The 17,276-nt window shown below is 30.1% G+C and carries 15 protein-coding genes and 2 pseudogenes; 5 read left to right on the forward strand and 12 right to left on the reverse strand.

Features of this window, described 5'->3' with window-relative positions; genetic code table 11:
• Window positions 1-145: 145 nt before the first annotated feature.
• Both B3086_RS12270 and B3086_RS12275 read right to left on the reverse strand, forming a co-directional pair.
• Complete coding sequence (locus B3086_RS12270) at window positions 146-1,873, reverse strand: YcaO-like family protein (protein ID WP_346846378.1); 1,728 nt, start codon at window positions 1,871-1,873, stop codon at window positions 146-148.
• Between the two features lie 490 nt (window positions 1,874-2,363).
• Window positions 2,364-2,873: a pyridoxamine 5'-phosphate oxidase family protein gene (locus tag B3086_RS12275; RefSeq protein WP_346846377.1), complete on the reverse strand. Its 510-nt coding sequence runs from the start codon at window positions 2,871-2,873 to the stop codon at window positions 2,364-2,366.
• Between the two features lie 41 nt (window positions 2,874-2,914).
• On the opposite strand from B3086_RS12275, the gene B3086_RS12280 reads away from it, so the two are divergent.
• On the forward strand, window positions 2,915-3,301 hold the full coding sequence (locus tag B3086_RS12280) for a helix-turn-helix domain-containing protein (protein ID WP_346846376.1): 387 nt from the start codon (window positions 2,915-2,917) through the stop codon (window positions 3,299-3,301).
• 149 nt (window positions 3,302-3,450) lie between these two features.
• Here B3086_RS12280 and B3086_RS12285 read toward each other — a convergent pair whose 3' ends face one another.
• The 4 genes from B3086_RS12285 to rsgA all read right to left on the reverse strand — a co-directional run bounded on the left by B3086_RS12285 (window position 3,451) and on the right by rsgA (window position 7,254).
• Window positions 3,451-4,293 carry a nitroreductase family protein gene (locus B3086_RS12285; RefSeq protein ID WP_346846375.1) on the reverse strand — a complete coding sequence of 281 codons (843 nt, stop codon included), beginning with the start codon at window positions 4,291-4,293 and terminating at the stop codon, window positions 3,451-3,453.
• Between the two features lie 115 nt (window positions 4,294-4,408).
• The gene (locus B3086_RS12290) at window positions 4,409-4,876 is read right to left on the reverse strand and encodes a flavodoxin domain-containing protein (RefSeq protein ID WP_346846374.1); all 468 of its coding nucleotides are present in this window, start codon (window positions 4,874-4,876) and stop codon (window positions 4,409-4,411) included.
• A 199-nt stretch (window positions 4,877-5,075) separates the two neighbouring features.
• Window positions 5,076-6,224: a GNAT family N-acetyltransferase gene (locus B3086_RS12295; RefSeq protein WP_346879269.1), complete on the reverse strand. Its 1,149-nt coding sequence runs from the start codon at window positions 6,222-6,224 to the stop codon at window positions 5,076-5,078.
• Window positions 6,181-7,254: a ribosome small subunit-dependent GTPase A gene (gene rsgA, locus B3086_RS12300; protein WP_346879270.1), complete on the reverse strand. Its 1,074-nt coding sequence runs from the start codon at window positions 7,252-7,254 to the stop codon at window positions 6,181-6,183. The genes B3086_RS12295 and rsgA overlap by 44 nt, the downstream gene beginning before the upstream one ends.
• Before the next feature lie 825 nt (window positions 7,255-8,079).
• On the opposite strand from rsgA, the gene B3086_RS12305 reads away from it, so the two are divergent.
• Entirely contained in the window at window positions 8,080-8,943 is an 864-nt protein-coding gene (locus B3086_RS12305; RefSeq protein WP_346879271.1) for an AraC family transcriptional regulator, read from the forward strand.
• Window positions 8,944-9,343: 400 nt separating this feature from the next.
• Here B3086_RS12305 and B3086_RS12310 read toward each other — a convergent pair whose 3' ends face one another.
• Window positions 9,344-9,628: a hypothetical protein gene (locus B3086_RS12310; RefSeq protein WP_346879272.1), complete on the reverse strand. Its 285-nt coding sequence runs from the start codon at window positions 9,626-9,628 to the stop codon at window positions 9,344-9,346.
• 637 nt (window positions 9,629-10,265) lie between these two features.
• Here B3086_RS12310 and B3086_RS12315 point away from each other — a divergent pair.
• Entirely contained in the window at window positions 10,266-10,766 is a 501-nt protein-coding gene (locus tag B3086_RS12315) for a DUF4489 domain-containing protein (protein WP_346879273.1), read from the forward strand.
• A gap of 496 nt (window positions 10,767-11,262) precedes the next feature.
• Here B3086_RS12315 and B3086_RS12320 read toward each other — a convergent pair whose 3' ends face one another.
• Together B3086_RS12320 and B3086_RS12325 are read right to left on the reverse strand one after the other, a co-directional pair.
• Complete coding sequence (locus tag B3086_RS12320) at window positions 11,263-11,607, reverse strand: DUF1048 domain-containing protein (protein WP_346877193.1); 345 nt, start codon at window positions 11,605-11,607, stop codon at window positions 11,263-11,265.
• Window positions 11,587-11,801, reverse strand: a pseudogene (locus B3086_RS12325) (DUF1048 domain-containing protein); the annotation flags it as partial. The gene B3086_RS12320 and the pseudogene B3086_RS12325, both read right to left, overlap by 21 nt.
• Before the next feature lie 463 nt (window positions 11,802-12,264).
• Between B3086_RS12325 and B3086_RS12330 the strand changes: the two are divergent.
• A complete protein-coding gene (locus B3086_RS12330; protein ID WP_346877070.1) occupies window positions 12,265-12,807 on the forward strand; it encodes a nitroreductase family protein in 543 nt (180 codons plus the stop codon).
• A gap of 75 nt (window positions 12,808-12,882) precedes the next feature.
• On the opposite strand, the gene B3086_RS12335 is transcribed toward B3086_RS12330, so the two are convergent.
• Window positions 12,883-14,097 (reverse strand): FAD-dependent oxidoreductase, encoded by a 1,215-nt coding sequence (locus B3086_RS12335; RefSeq protein ID WP_346877071.1) that lies wholly within the window; start codon window positions 14,095-14,097, stop codon window positions 12,883-12,885.
• A gap of 542 nt (window positions 14,098-14,639) precedes the next feature.
• On the opposite strand from B3086_RS12335, the pseudogene B3086_RS12340 reads away from it, so the two are divergent.
• A pseudogene (locus B3086_RS12340) lies at window positions 14,640-15,131 on the forward strand (cupin domain-containing protein); the annotation flags it as partial.
• Between the two features lie 270 nt (window positions 15,132-15,401).
• On the opposite strand, the gene B3086_RS12345 reads toward B3086_RS12340, so the two are convergent.
• The gene (locus B3086_RS12345) at window positions 15,402-16,772 is read right to left on the reverse strand and encodes a hypothetical protein (protein ID WP_346846370.1); all 1,371 of its coding nucleotides are present in this window, start codon (window positions 16,770-16,772) and stop codon (window positions 15,402-15,404) included.
• A 16-nt stretch (window positions 16,773-16,788) separates the two neighbouring features.
• Complete coding sequence (locus B3086_RS12350; RefSeq protein ID WP_346846369.1) at window positions 16,789-17,163, reverse strand: hypothetical protein; 375 nt, start codon at window positions 17,161-17,163, stop codon at window positions 16,789-16,791.
• Window positions 17,164-17,276 lie beyond the last annotated feature (113 nt).

Genomic DNA, 17,276 nt, shown 5'->3' on the forward strand with positions numbered 1-17,276 from the left:
TGTATATATCCTAAGTTAAAATCTTAAGTAGAATCCTATACCAGTTTCATCAAAGCAATTAAACACTCCTAATATTTATATTAATTTTGATTAAATTTAAGCTTGTACTACTAAAAATAACATTAAATTCAATCTACTATTACAATTATTTTCTTATTAAGTTATATATAGTCTTTTCATTTTTGCATTTACACATTGCAGAATATTCACAGTTCAAACAATCATTACTACAATTTAGTGGATAGAAATATTCAAAAGGGTTATTATCTACATCACTCATAACCTCATCAACTATTTCTTCATCAAAATAGCAGTATAACAATTGACTAATGTGCTGATTGTTATCATGTTCAATTTTTAAAGCCAAGTATAATTCATAACAATAGTAATACCTACTACTTGGGTCAGAAGGATTTAGCGTCTCATTATATTTTCTCATCCATAGAAGAGCATTCTCAAGATCATTAACTTTGATATAAAGAAGACACATGAACAATTTTATGGAAACAATGGAGTAAATATTATCATCAGTAAGCTTAATATCATCAATAAAGATGTCAAGAGTGTGATTTTCAGAATAGTTTTTTTTCTTTAGAAATTCAATCACAAAATAAGCTTCATCAGTAGATATGTCATGTAACTTAAATTGTATGATATTTCGAAGCCTTTCATAATCAATGCAATCTTCAATCACCACCGGATCCATAACATTGAATAATTCACTCATCCCGGGAACTAAAATACGATAAGCTAATATCTCAGACTTTGTTACATCTCTCACAAAAATAGAATGACCTAAATCATTAATCAAAGAAATCAATTCAAATAGCATCTCTTGATTATCAACATAAGATTTCTTCTCAAAACTTCCCTCATATGATGGATTTCCCACAAAAAATGTTGACGGATATCGACCTGAACTATCTACAAATATTTCTATAAAATTATCAATATCGCCACCTTCTTTTAAGAAATCACTTCCCCGTGTCATCCCTTCGAAATCTTCAATCTTTTTACCTTGCATTAATTCTGTAAAACAACGCTCAACAGCAACCTCAAGTGATGGATGTGCAGCAGCTTTTACAAAGTAAGAAATATCCTTACAGTTGTACAGAACCAGACCAATGGCTGGAATCCCTCTCCCCAGAGAGAAATCCTTTAATTCTACTTTATAATTTCCAGTTTCCTCAATTGCATCTATCCAATTAATAACATCTGGCATGTTATTTTTAACCTCAGTAGTAATAGTAGGTGGTGTAATATGTTTTTCTATAATTTCTTTGATTACAAACCTTTCTAAAATTTCCGATATTCCTTGGACAAAAGCCTCCGCCTTAGTGTTTCCTGCCACCATTCCGTTGGTACCATAATAAAGATCTACAATATCTATAGGTAGGGCTATCACTTCATCATTTTGAATATTGTGAAATCTTTCATATCTAATATACTCTCCTGATGAATAACTAAACTGCTGCATTTTTTCAAGTATTTTATCATCAGTCTCTCCTTGCACACAGTTTATCCAATAAGATAAATTAGAATAAATAACATCATCATTCTGTTTCTCAACAAAAGAATCATCGTTATATTTACAATTATCTTTTAAAAGACTTCTCCCTTTAAATCTAAAAAAGGCGAGATTTTGCAATCTTTCCATAATCTCACCATAAGCACTTGCCAGTGCATATATCTTATCTGTTCCTTTCCCGCATGTATAGAAATCAGTTCCATCCACCACTAATGCTACTGAATATAGTCCATGAAAACTATCGAACCATGTTTCAGTCACAAAAACTCCCCAATTTGATAGTGCTCTTCTTGCCGTTTCAATTGTTTCTAACGGTTTTCTGTCCTTGAATTTTTGATACATCATTATATCTCCTTTCAGCCTATTAAGCCTCGATACCTCAGCCCATTCTATAGAAACATTTTATTAATATATTTGTATCATTAAGTTTTGTATTGTTAATTTTTTTACTATTAGTTTATTTTCAAATGAATATCTCAACGAATAATTTACCATTAATTACATTTTAATTATATTTTAGGAGTATGTCTACAAAAAGTATTCGTCAATTATCAACTTTATACTAATTTATTCGCCTTGCAATTAGAATGAAATTTTTGTCCAATACTTTTTTTCAACAAAAGTGTTGCATTTATCATGTTGTTTTTAATATATGTATTATTTTATTTACAATATATCTTTTTATTATTTATTGGTTTAAAAATAAAAATAAACGGCGGCTCTGATATCACAAAACCACCGCAAGTAAAATATTAGAGTGCAGAAACTTCTCTGCACTAAGAACGATTTTTTTCTTTATGAAAGTGTCAGTCAACTAACCGTAATGTAAATGCTATTAGAGTTCATTTTTATTGTTAGCACCAGGAGTAGTGACAATAACTTTCTCCGGAGTAATAATCAATGCACCCTTTGCAGTAAGTTCTCCCTTAAACATATCAGAAACTACGTTCTTAAATGTGTCAACCATTGGTCCCTCAGTAATATATTGAGCAGTACCCTTAATCTGATACCCCTCCATTGTGGATGTGTTACTGGCTGAAACCGCAATTTTTCCGTTTGCTCTGATGTTGTTTAATGTAGTTTCCAAAAATACATCCCCAACTACCAGCTTACCATCATCTGTCACGTTCTTAAATGCTACAGGTACAGCATTTGGCTCAGTTGAATAGGTTGCTAGATACCACATCTGTTCTTTAAATAGTTTAATTACTTTTTCATTCATATAAATTCCTCCTTTATTTGATAATAGCTTAAGCATAGATTTATTATATTCTTCACACTCATTCTCCAAAAGATATAAGCAAATTATTGAGTTACTATTAAATTTAATAGCAACTTGTTGCATTAGAGTATTAGAATTATAATTTATAAATGGAGGTGAAAAAAATGTATCAACCTAAATTAGAAAAAGATATTCGCTGCCCTCTTGAATATGGACTGGAAATATTCGGTGGAAAATGGAAGTCACGTATCATCTGTGTATTAGCTGAAAAGAAAATCTTGCGATATAGTTCCTTAAGAAAAGAAATGATGAATATTACTGATGCTGTTCTGTCAGCTACATTGAAAGAGCTGATTGCTGATGAAATTGTACACCGCCAATCCTACGACGAGATTCCTCCCAGAGTAGAATACACTTTGACGCACAAGGGACAATCAGTAGTTCCAATACTTCAAAGTATTTGTCACTGGTCAGGGGCATATCACAAAGAAGATTCTGAACACATAATGGTGCAATGCCAAAAGTGTGATTATATATTTGAAAATAAATAATGTTTTCGGAAAGTAAGGACTGTATGAAAACTACATACACCATAAATACCAATTAATACTTTTGCATTTTTGTATACCCTATAAAAAACTCTCCTCAGACCGTAGTCCAAGGGGAGTTTAAACATAAATAAATTACATAATATCTTATCCTATTCTCTAATCCAAGAAAACACATATTCCATATGGTCTGGCAATTCTAATTCTGGTTCACATTCTGTATCAAAATAACCTATGAGCCCCTTTTCTTTAACTGAAAAATCAAAGTGAGCTGCAGCAATTCCCATATCCACCCTTTGAATATCATATGGAAAACTGTCACTATATCCCGGCTGTTTATACTCATAAAAGTGGCATGCATTATCCTTTATTAGAATTCTCCAAGGCTGCTTATTTGATGCTGATGGGCCTAAGCGAACCATTTCCAAAGGTACCTCTAGATCTCCTGCTTTTTCTTTTGTAAGAGTTGTCTGAAAATCATTTATATAAAACAATTGATTCCATTCTTTACGCTGATCTGCTTTTATCATTTTTCTCATTACAATTTCTTTCATATGCTTCTTTGTAGCAGCATAACCATAGGGAGTTATGATTGGAAATATTTCATCTTCTTCTATATTCATAGCCTTTGCAAATCCTTTACGATTAAAGGTTCCCCCTAACCAACAGGTCCCAAGTTCAAGATGAGCTAAATAAAGAATAACTGCTTCTAGTTCATATCCTAGGGCTTCTAATGCCATTGGTTCTAATTTAATAGTTGTTCCAATATATTGCATTGCCCCCTTAATAACACCGTAAGTTCCAAGCTTATCTTCATCCTTCATTTCCCTATTGTCAAGATAATGAAAGTTAACTTTTTTTCCAAAAGGATTATCCAATGAATTAACAAAGGATTCAATTGCCTTTCTTTTATCTAGTTCAACCTCTTGTTCTTTATAATTTCTTACGCTGTATCGTTTTTTTACTGATTCTTCTATTGAAAAATTAATATTCATTGATGTTTCTCCCTTCTATAATAAATATCTTCTGCTTTTACTCAACTATAATACATATAAATATTCTTTTGTTCTTAGGTAAGAAGATTAACACCCTGAGTTAATACCCATAAGTTTAAAGTGAATCCAATACCCTTACAATAAATCTTTCTGCTTCTTTAAAATCTCTTTGATTGGGATGCCCTTGTGATAATCTGCCCATAATATTAAAAAGCTTTTTGTTAGTAAAATCCTTTGCTATAAAGCTACCTTTACAGGCAAAGCTCCCTTTGTTTATTGCTCCTTTTGACTCTAAAAGTTTAATTAACCTTTTATTATAGAACTTCATCCCAACTCCACTGGTTGAAAATACAAAAATATTTTTACCTGCTAAATTCAACTTATCAACCAAATTAAAAAGCTTTGGTGAGAAACTCTCCCTGTATACCCCAGAACCAAATCCAATCAGATCATAACTTTCTATGTCTAAATCACTAACATCTCTTATATTAATTAACTCCGAATCGATTTTGTCAGCCAATATCCGTGCAATTTCTTCAGTGTTTTTTTTATAATCAGAACAATATATTATCAGCGATTTCATAAATCATACCCCCACTTAATTTCCTTTTAATAAAATTATACTTTAAATATTTATAAAACATGTTAATATTCTCAAGAAAGCTCCATTAAACTATCAGAGGGAAGGGACATGCAACAAACTTTATTGCTCAATTAACTTCTTCATTTTCCACACCATTCTAAATCATATAAAGAGCAAATGCAATACTCAAAATAGTCTCCTACATTTTTAATTCTGCTTCAATCCTTTTGCTATCCTCTAAATCATAGAGATATTCACATAGTGGACTTGATTTTAATGGCTCAATGCCTTTCCATCCATTTTTCAAGGCAATCTGATAATATCTTTTAGCTTCTTCCCTCTTATTGATTTTAAAGTAAGCACATGCTGCGTTATAAAATTGCCATAGAAACCCACGGTTATTTTCAAAGGCTCTAGTATAAAATTCAGCTGAAAGCTTGTAATTAACATTTTTCTTGATATAATAATTACCATTTATTAAATAATTATCGTATAAATCATACCACCCAAAATATACTTTAATATTCTTTTTTTGCTGGAATCCAACTTTTTCAGCTAATTTATAGGATTGAATATTATTATCCCAACAGTGCCAACCTACATTTTTTATATTGTTATTTTTACAATGATTTAAAGCAGCAATAACCACTTGTGTGCAATATCCTTTTTTTCTATAATCCTCTTCTGTTTCTACTCCTAGTTCACATCTCTCTTCAACTACACAGTCAGCTATACATCTGCTTACAACACCACCATCAATTATATATACATACCCAAATCCCTTTTCTAAAAAATTATCAATGGAAGACCAGTTTTCAATTATACTTTCTCTTACATCATCAATTTCTTTCAAATTACTATCTAGCAACATTTCTCTATCTATTTTTTTTACCTTTTCCGATACTTCCACATTATGAAATTTATCTATTTCTAGTTCTAGGTATCTTCTATCATCCTCCATTGGATATAGAGAATTAAATATATCTTTAAATGAATTTTTCCATTCCTTTGAAGAATAAAAAACTATATAATCTACCTTACTTTTTTCTAATGCTTTTTTAAAAATATCATCTTTCAATACATTATTTAACTCACAATTAAAGTCATCATCTTTTGCATTTCCTGCGAAATACATACCCTCGGGACTTATTATTAATGCTGTTGTTGGATTGTCCACATTGTTAACAAAAATCCTGCCTGGATTGATTTTATTTATAACACTGAAAATTGATAAATTATATTCTAAATCTATAAATAAATCCGTAACCTTATTAAAATCAGCTCTATTAAGTTCTACTACCATACTACATACATCCCCTCTTACTTTTCCTACTTTTAAATATTTCATATTGCCTTTTTTCTTTACTTAACCTTTTTATCTCACCTAACTGCTTCATATAACTTTCAAATCTTTCTTGACTTATGATACCATCTTCTATAGCTTGTTTTATTGCACAGCCTGGCTCTTTATCATGGTTGCAATTCTTAAACTTGCAATTTTCTGATAACCTAGCTACATCCTTAAAACTCTCTTCAACTCCATTTTGATCACCCCAAAGCTGAAGCTCTCTAAGCCCTGGAGTATCAATTATCATTGCACCAGAATCATGATAAAATAGTTCCTTGCTAGTTGTTGTATGTCTACCTTTTCCATTAGCTGAACTAACAGAGCCTGTTTTCTGTTTTTCTTCTCCAAGTAAATAATTAATAATAGTTGATTTTCCTACTCCTGAAGAACCAAAGAATACTACTGTTTTACCATATGATAGGTACTCCTTAAAAACCTCCATGCCTATATTACTTATAGCACTAATGCAGTAAATAGGTATTCCTATTGCAATATCATTTACTTTTGTTTTATATTCATCAATTTTATTACATGCATCTGCTTTATTTAGAATGATTACTGGATTTACTCCACTGTTATATGCTAATGTAATATATCTTTCTATTCTTGTGATATTAAAGTTTCCATCAAGCCCACTTACAATGAAAGCTGTATCTATATTTGAAGCTACAACCTGCTCCTCAATGTGCCCTCCTACTATTATTCCATTTCTAATCTTTCTTCCACCAGATATAGGTTGTTTTCTTGCAAAACAATTCTTTCTAGGCAAAACACCTTGAATTATTCCTTTGGTGCTGCCTTCTATTAACTGAACAGCTACCCAATCACCAATTGCTGGCAAGTCTTTACTGTATGCTACATTATATCTAAATTTACCTGCAAGCTTTGCAGCTATTATACCTTTTTCATAATGTAGTAAATAGTTATTTTTCTGCTGTGAAACTATTCTTCCAGCAATAAGACCTTTATTAAAATACACTCTAAATTCTTCTTCAAAATAATTATTCCAACCTAATTTTTCTAAATTCATAAAATCTTCCTTTCATCACAATAACTTATATCACTAAGCCTAATTCGTAAATTATTACAATATCACGGCTTTATTGAACCTTCATTTATTTTAATTCCATAATATAAAACATTATTATAAGTGTTAGAACAAATTAGTTTGATCCGTCTTCTAAAAAAGGATACAAAAATCCCGCAAAGAGAATAGACCTCCTGCGGGATAATAAATTTATAGGCATAAAAAAAACACGATAACCTGCATCGCGTTAACCACCAAAATTATTTAGGCCGAACGGTTATACTCATAACATCAGCAAAAGGCAACATGAATAAATGGCATCTTCATCCATTTTAAAAACCCTTTTGCTCTATATTTAATTAGTTCAAAACCACCTCAAATACTGCTGTCATAATAACACTCCCTTCGACTTCATATTAAATTAAGCTATAGTAAAATATTAATTCATTATTTTTCCAATGTCAATACAATTTTTATATAAAGGTAATATTTAGTAATTTTTCAATCTAACAGTAAACTGTGATTTATGCCGATGACAAGGTGCTAATTGGGTATAAAGTTACTTGATTCATAAATATGCTGTACCTAATACAAATGTATAATACTTCTCATTGATCTTGGGAATCAATATATTTATAGTCAATTTCAACAAATGATAGCAGATAAAAAAATATTCATTCCTTTATCAGTAAAATCAACCCTTATGATAGTGCATGTTTCTATGACTTAGTTATTGATATAGGTCCAATTCGATATTTTTTATGTAAAAAAAGTCGAGCATGAAAAAAGCAGCTTTGATATTATGTAGATATGGAAGGTGAGAAGATAATGTTAAAAGATTTAAATAAAGTAATTGATTATATTGAAGATCATTTAACTGATGACCTATCTCTTGAAATAATTTCTATTTATGCTGGTGTTTCTGATTATCATTTTAGGAAAATTTTCTTTTATCTTTCAGAGATGACGCTTAGTGAATATATTAAAAATCGAAAATTATCTGAAGCTAGTATGAATTTATTACATGGAGAAAAAGTTACTGATGTTGCTTTAAAATACGGTTATCAATCAATAGATGGTTTTACTCGAGCCTTTAAAAAATGGTGTGGTTTTTTACCCTCAGAAGTTATGAAAAATGGTATCAGTAAAACTTTCCCTAAACTTTCATTTATTATAACAGTTAAAGGAGGAATTAATATGGAATTTAGAATTGAAGACAAACCCGCATTTAATTTAGTAGGTGTAAGCAAAAGAATCCCTATGCAATTTGAAGGTGTTAATAATGAAATTGTGAAGCTTGCACAAAGCATCACTGAAGAACAAAGGAAAGAAATGCATTCTCTTCAAAACATTGAGCCCTATGAAATAGTCAATGCTTCTTATGAGGCTGACGCTAATTTCTTAAAAGAAGAAGGAGATTTAACTCACTTGATAGGTGTTTTAACAACTACAAATCAAGTGAGTGATCAATTAGAAAAAGTGCCTGTAGATGCATATACTTGGGCAATCTTCCCAAACGAAGGTCCATTTCCATCGACTCTACAAAATACAATGGCAAAAGTATACTCTGAATGGCTTCTATCATCCGATTATGAAGTAATTAATGCCCCTACATTTTCTTTTACTAAAATGGATAGAGACAAAAAAGATTATGCTTATAGTGAAGTTTGGATTCCTGTTCGGAAGAGATAAAAACTAAAAAATTTAAAATCTATCCTATCAACTACCCTATTACATTCAGGGTAGTTGATATATTACCGCTCGGATTCTTTGGGAGCCCTTGCATGGGTGGTTGTAAAAAATATTATTATTCTTAAAAAAGGCTTACGATTAAAAGTAAGCGTTTTTACTATTAAATAACAATGAATGTTATTTATGAAATTATGACCTAATAAAATTAGTTTTATTATCAATAGAAGTCATGCAATAAAGTATTTATTTCAGCTATCCTATCTCTTACTAATTTTAAATCCTTTAAGTATTTAGGTTGTCTCATTCCTAAAACGTTTAAAAACATTAATTTTTCAAATGATATTATTAAAAATTCATCTTTTTCAATTGCGTCCTCTGAAAGAAACTTATAATCAAACAATCAAATACTTTTCCACATTTCAAATTCATATTTACAAACTCCAAAGTCATCGTATATTTCCTTTACATTATTAGGATACTTAAATGATAGTAATTCATAATCTTCTTGTGTTATGACAAAATCAATGTCTTTACCTGATTCTCTTATCTTATAATATTCCTTAGCTTTTCCACCTATCAATAAAGGATTTGATGAAAACTGAAAGTTTAGCTTATTAAGATTAATATCTAAATCCTCTATATTTAAACAATTTTCTAATAATACTCTTGTAAAATCATTTTTCATAATTGTTTAATACCCCCTGTATTTTGCCTTGATTCATTATAAGAGCGATTATATAGATTAAGTAATTTAATTTCAAATGATAAAAGTATGCTGAACTACTCCATGAATTTATCAGCTTCAACATTGGTTATATTTCACATTTCTTCTAAAGATCTATTGACTATGTGATATTTTTAAGATAATATAAATTGCATCTTTAAAATATGAATTTAGTAAGTAATATTATCTTATAATGAAGACTTATTAACTAAAATAAATTATGAAACTTAACTATAAAACAAGAGCTTACATTTTGGAATAAATCATAACAAGTATCAAGAGCTTGCCCCTAACAATCTTTACAAGCGCCGCAGGTTATATTATTTTCCTTCGAAAATACTCACTACTTTTGCATATTTATATACCTCCATAAAAAATCCTCTTAGACTGTACTATTTAATTTTCAAAGAACATATTTAACTCAATTCGCTTACTAAAAGCAAATATTCATAAAAAATAATCACTATTATTCATTTATTTGATATCCTGTATTATAAGAATTTTCTAATAAATACTAAATCAGCCTACTCTTAAAAAATTCACATTAATTCTAAGTTGTATTATTAATATTTTTCAATATGCTAGGAGGAAATAATCTATGAATCCAATGTCAGAAGTTGATTTAAATTATGCTCAAAGTTGTAACTGTGACTCCCAATGTCCAGTTGATTTAAAATGCGGTGAACCTGGTCAAGTAGTACTACCTGGCTCACTAGTAGGAACTACCGCTACTGTTGCTACTCTCACCATAGATACTTCTAAATTCTGTAATCCATGTACAAAACTTGAATTTACAAGCAATCTAATTGGAGTAGGTTTTTCCGGAACCTTAATATTTCAATTATTTAAATTCTGTGATAATCAACAGCCACTCCCAATAGGAGGACCATTTTCTTTTACAGTAGCGACGCCATCTCTTATTGCTAGGACGTTCACATTCTTTTTATGTGATTGCGATTCATGTTTAAATGAATGTTGCACCTATGCTGTAATAGTTACAGTCGGTGAAGGTGATGAAGGTGCTATTACAGGTAATATTGGCGTTTTCGCTGCAAGACTATCATCCGTTACTGTAGATAATCCAAAACAAGACTGTTAACTAAATGTAAATTAGAACTTAAATAAATTTCTTTAATCTATTAAATCTATTACATGAAGTTTCCTTTTTATATCTTATGTGTATAATTTACATGATCACTTGCAGGCTAGATAATATACTTACGTATTGAATCTGACCTGCATTTTTAGTCATAATCTTAAATATCTCATCAAATTCCCTACATCTAAAATAATCTATATACATTTCATACAAAACTTATGGTGGCAAATCATATTTTTATTAATATTAAAACAACTTTAATTCGTAATTTGTATAGTCAGCTTAACAACACTTTCAACATGTGTTACCACATTATTCTTATACAATTATACAAAAGGTTATTAATATAATACTCTTTTAGATTAATCTATCCCTATGAGTAAGAACTATACTTAATACAAAGTTAAATTATAATTTTATATATATTCTCATGGCAAAGATATAAAATACAACTATTATCGCTATACATCAAGCAAGGGTAACCCATATCTCTCTTTTACTTTGTTTTATCCGTAACCTTTTTCATGACCTTGTTAACTTCTTGGTCAACAGATTCTTTATAGATGTCAGCGTAGGTTTTTGAATCTTTGATTAAATTGTCGCAGAAAGCCGCTACGTCACTGCCCGTCACTTCGATGATGCCTTTCCCAAAGGCCACACCCTCTTCAAAAAGATCAATAATCCCGGAGAGTAAATCTATCCCGTCGGTTAACTCAACAGGTCCAACCTTAAAAAGATATTTTTGAATCTCTTTATAAACAATCTGAAAATCTTTCGGTAGCGCTTTAACACGCGCTACGTGCACCCGCCACTCTTTTTTGCCTTTGATGTCGTCACCCAGAACATCTTTTACACTCCGACCGTCCACATCCGTTTCTTCGAGCAGGCCAAGCACACCGTCAAGAATTGGCATTAGGTTGCGACCAGTGAAATCCGAGTGTTGCCAAAGATTAACCTTATTTTTTCCCATGCCTCTTGATAATTAGCCGGTAGCTTTTTAGCTCTCGATTCAAAAATTTTCATTTCTTTAGTCATGTTGTTTCCCGTAATATTTTCCAAATAAATCACCTCTTAACTATCTAGTATTACTGATATTTTGTATTACTTACTACCACTATGTAGTATCACGCAGTAGTAGTGTCAATATGATATTTTATTTTTTGTGTTTATTTTTACGAGTGAGATTTAAAATAGTACTAAGATAAATTCCATCTTAAATTTATATCAGCGTCTAAAATTTCTAATCTAACTGCTAAGGACAATTCTGCCTAGCATTATTTATCAACATATTATAATTTTAGCTACATAAGTTATACCATTTTTTTCAATAACCTAAATACTATCTGTAGTTCTTTTATTATTTATAGTTTTACTTAAAGTATAAAAAGTACATATTCACACATACTAAAATACATAAGGACGGCTCTTTTCATAAATTCGAGCTTTAGATTATCATTTTGTAAATTTAAAATTATTGTAATAAGGAAGGTGAATAATAATGGACTTTTATAAAGTAATTGAAAACAGAACAAGCAATAAGAGCTACAAGTCAACTCCTATACCCACAGAAAAATTAGATAAAATTATCAATGCTGCTTTAATGGCACCTTCATGGAAAAATAAAACTTGTTATCGATTTATTTTTATCAATGAACAAAATTTAAGAGAGCAAATCTCCAATACAATTATAAACAAAACTGACAAAACATCAAATGCACTTAAACAAGCGCCAATCATTGCTGTTATAGTTGCAGACCCATCGGAAAGTGGTGATGTTGATAATAAATCATATTTTATGTTGGATTGCGGTATTGCTATGGAACATCTGGTATTGGCAGCAACAAATGAAGGTTATGGAACTTGCTGGGTAGGTTCTTTCGAGGAAGAAGCAGTGCGTAAGATTTTAGATATTCCTGAAAAATTCAAAGTAGTTGCAATGACTCCAATTGGTGAAACCAATGAAGATGATGAACATTATCCACCAAAGGATATCTCACAACATATTTATTACAACAGCTGGAATAATACAAACAGGCAATAATACATTCTTTTCTTTCATAGAAATAGTTTGTGCAACGCCTATTACAAGTTCTGCATCAATAGGGTTGCACAAATTTTAATGTTCAAATCTATCTACTTTAAACAGGTTCAGATCTTTATCTACTTCTCCAGAATATAATTTACTTAACATCATTCCACCTAGCATAGCAAATAATATTCCATTCGCCCCATAACCCAAACAATACCATAATTTAGAATTAGTAGGCTCTTCACCTATAAAACCCAAATTATCTTGAGTAGATGCAAATGCTCCACAATATTTATATTCTATATCTATATTTAAGTTTGGAAATAAGCTTTTTAGTCTTTGTTCTAATATTTCATAACTTTTACTACATAACTTTTCATTATATATATCTGGTATAAAGTTTATATCCTCTCCTCCAATTATTAACCTGTTATCTCTAGTTGTTCTAAAGTAATTATAAGGAACTCTGTTATCTCTAATAACTATGTCTTTATAAATTTCCTCAATGTTATCTATTGGCCTAGTTGCAATATTAAATGTAGTAGTCTTAGTTCCAAATGTCCTTTTAGTGAAAAGTTCTGTATTATACCCTGTAGCTATAATAACAATTTTCCCTTTAACTTTATAACCGTATACAGTTTCTACGGTAACACTATCATTACTATATTTAGCATCTATAACCTCTGTGTTTTCATATGCTCTTAATCCCTCTTTACAACTGACCTCAATTAGATGATGAGTAAATTTATAGGGATCAAATACAGCTCCTCCACCTTTACCTAATACACCTGCCTTTACATCAAATAAAAAAGGATTATTATCTTCATCAATAAATTCTACGGGTAATCCAGCCTCTTTTCTAATATAATACTCTTCTTCCATCTCCTTCTTTTCTAATTTCTTAGCTGTATATAAAAAACTATCTACTCTTTTATAATCACACCTATTACCATATCTATCTATAAACTCTTGAATTTCATCCAATGCCTTTAGTCCTAACTTATATGATTTTATTATATTCTCCATACTCGTATATGCCTTTAGCTCCATAGCATTACTATCAAGCTCATATTCAAGTAATGAGGTTGTTATACTAGTACTGCCGTGACCTATTCTTGATTTCTCTAAAATAACACAATTAATATTACTTTTACTAAAATAGTATCCTAAAATTGCCCCTGTGACTCCTCCACCTATTATTATTACTTCTGTCTCTATATCCTCTGTTAAATACTCATACTGTTTTATCGTTTTGTTAATTCTTGTAAATATACAATCTCCTTGGACATATTGTGTATTCATAATAACCACCTATCTCTTACATAGAATTTTAATTGATATTTTTTAATCCACTCCTCATTCTTTCGTAAATAATCTTCTAATTTTTTTAATATCTCTATATTTTCAGAAACATGAATAATTCATATAACTAACTATAAAATAACGTATTTTATTAGACATACTACAATCCTTTCTTAACCATTCATACTTTGTAGCCTTATTATTTCCTAAAGTTTATGCTTATATCCAAGAAATACTAAGCATATATGACAAATTTAGTTTTAAAATTTGTTAATCAAAGTATACTCTCCTCAGATAGTAAAATAGTTGTAGTAGAGAAAAAGTAACGATATTCTCGTACAAGAGATATATTAATGAGAAGTAAATTATGACAAGAAAAAAATACAACTAATAGAAAATATACATAATCAGAAATTCATGAACTTTCTAATTTTAGTGCTATGACCTTGTTGCATAGTATTCCTGTGAATCAAGCACATTTTCCAAACTTGGAGAATACTATAATGTTATAGCTCTATGAAAGGAATAAAAATATGTATCCTAATGAATATATCCCTTATACTGATGAAATTGATTATGAATCAAGATTTAATTTTTTAAGATCTGAATATACTAATAGTTTTATTGAATTGAAGGATTATGGACCAGAACCCTTTGTAGTAAATATTGATGAGGCTACTAAGCAAAATGATACTTTTCGTACTGCTTTATGGACTGGAACTCATTTGCAACTTACCTTGATGAGTATCCCTATTGGAGGAGAAATAGGTTTAGAGATTCACCCTAATCTTGATCAATTCATACGTATTGAAGAAGGTGAAGGACTTGTTAAAATGGGCGACAGAAAAGATAACTTAGATTTTCAAAAAGAGGTCTATGATGATTTTGCCTTCATCATACCAGCTGGTAAATGGCATAATCTAATCAATACAGGTAATACACCAATTAAATTGTACTCTATTTATGCTCCACCTCAGCATCCACGTGATACAGTTCATATAACTAAAGCTGATGCAGACGCTGCTGAAAAGTAAAACAATAACTCCCTTAAAGAGAGACAAAGAAACCTTAGGCTAATCAGAAATTTATCTTAAGTGAGCTTTCTCAGTATACTTGCACAATGGGAAAACCTGCTTGCTTATATAAGTAAACTGGCAAAGTTTTTCAAAACTTGGATACTTAAAAGTAGGCATAAAACCATATATAAACAAAATGCGGTAACTCATTTTTATTGAGCTATCGCATTTAACTTAAATTATCTTATTTAACCAATATTTCTATTGAAATAACTAAGTAGTAAAATATTAATTCATCTTCATAGAAATATTTTTACCATTAGCTAGTAATGTTTTTTCATTAACAGCTATATATAGAACTTCATTATCTAAGTTCTTATCTTCAACAATTTCTATAGATTTTTCTTCTTTATGTGCCATCATCAATGTTTTATCTTTTACAATAAAGTATTTCAATATATGGTCATTTAGATTGTCATCTATAAAATTCTTTTCACTTATATTTGATATATCTAATGTGTCCACAATAGGCCTATATTCATCAATGCTATCCTTTATATTATTTAATGCAAGTGACATTAACCATTTAAGAAATTCTTCAACATCCCATGTTAAGTTATAAGCTCTAACATCAAATACAACATTATTAACTACCCATAAATATGTAGAGTAATATTTAGTTTTAAACATAGCAGAATATTGTCCTAAAAATTCTGGTCCTTTTTCAAAAGGATTTTCACATAATTCTGTAACTGAACCTAATGATAGAAATCTATTTAAAGATATATTATTATCTTTACTTGAAACAAAAACTCTAACCATTATGTTCTCTTTGTCATTACTTATTTTCCATAGCTTAACTACCTCATCTGATCCAGGTAACAAGTCTTCATAATCCAATTTCCAATTTTGTTCCTTTAAGTATGGATACTCACATGGATTAGGCCATTCACAAACAACAAATTTATCTAACATTTCATTATTTCCCTTATGAACATATCCTATTTTTTCTGAAAACTCTCTAGTAAACTGTAAATCAGTAATCTCATCTATTCCCGTATTGTAGCCTAATCTTTTTACACCATCATAATAGGCTATATTTCTTGTATCTCCATGTGCTTTTGTTTGATCAATTGACTTTAGAATATATTTATTAACATCTTCATTTCCAGTATGTGGACCAGCACAGCAATCTCCTATGTTTTTGCTTGATTCTATATAGCAAAAAGCATGATTTCCAAAGGATGTTCTCCTAGGGTCATTAGAATTTAGAATTTTAGCATCACCAGTACTCCCATAAAACGGATTATTACACATTCCTCTTCCTTTTAAATTTGTTTCATTTATATATCCAAAAGGATTCATAAAACAATATTTTGAGTTATAACCATATTGCTTCAAATTACACTGAAGGTAAGCAGCCTCATCATAACAATTACTTATAGAATACATATCATTATGAGCTTTTTGATAAGCATTATAATGAAAAGTGATATCATTAAAATCTCCGTTCACATAAATAAAGTGTGGCGCACCACTATAAATATCATAGCTAGGTGGAGAACTGAAACAACATCTAACCACATCCTCTACTGTTACAGCGGATATATTACTTGATAAAGTAGATTCTTTTTCTTTTATATCTGAATTTATTTTCATTGAGTTTCCACACCCTTTATTCCTTTTTTAAAGAACACTTGCATCCACTTGAATGTGAGAAGTTAACATACATTTGTTCATCATCACCATTTAATTTTATAGTAACATAACCATTATCATCACTATCAACAGAGCAATAGAAGTTATCCTTGCATGTAAATGTAACTCCTGCTGAGGTAACAAATTTAATCCACCAATAATCAAATGGAGAAGCAGCTCCGGTTGTATATGTAAAGTCCATATTTTCAGTCTTTTCATTATTAGGTATGTTAATAAAAGTAGTAGATTCTTCCTTACTTTCTTCATTACCTCTCCTATGTCTTAAAAAAATTGATGCGATAGGAGTCCCCCATTTGTTTTCAACCTTAACGTGTCCTGTATGATCTGTCATTTAAAAATACCTCCTTATATCTCTTTATAAAATTTAGTTTTAAAGGTCTATACTACATAAAAATATATCTTGTTACTTCCTTATATTTTTATAACCCATGAGTGTAGCATTAC

It is taken from the genome of Clostridium sp. UBA871, from assembly GCF_002295255.1.
Lineage (GTDB): Bacteria > Bacillota > Clostridia > Clostridiales > Clostridiaceae > Clostridium_J > Clostridium_J sulfidigenes.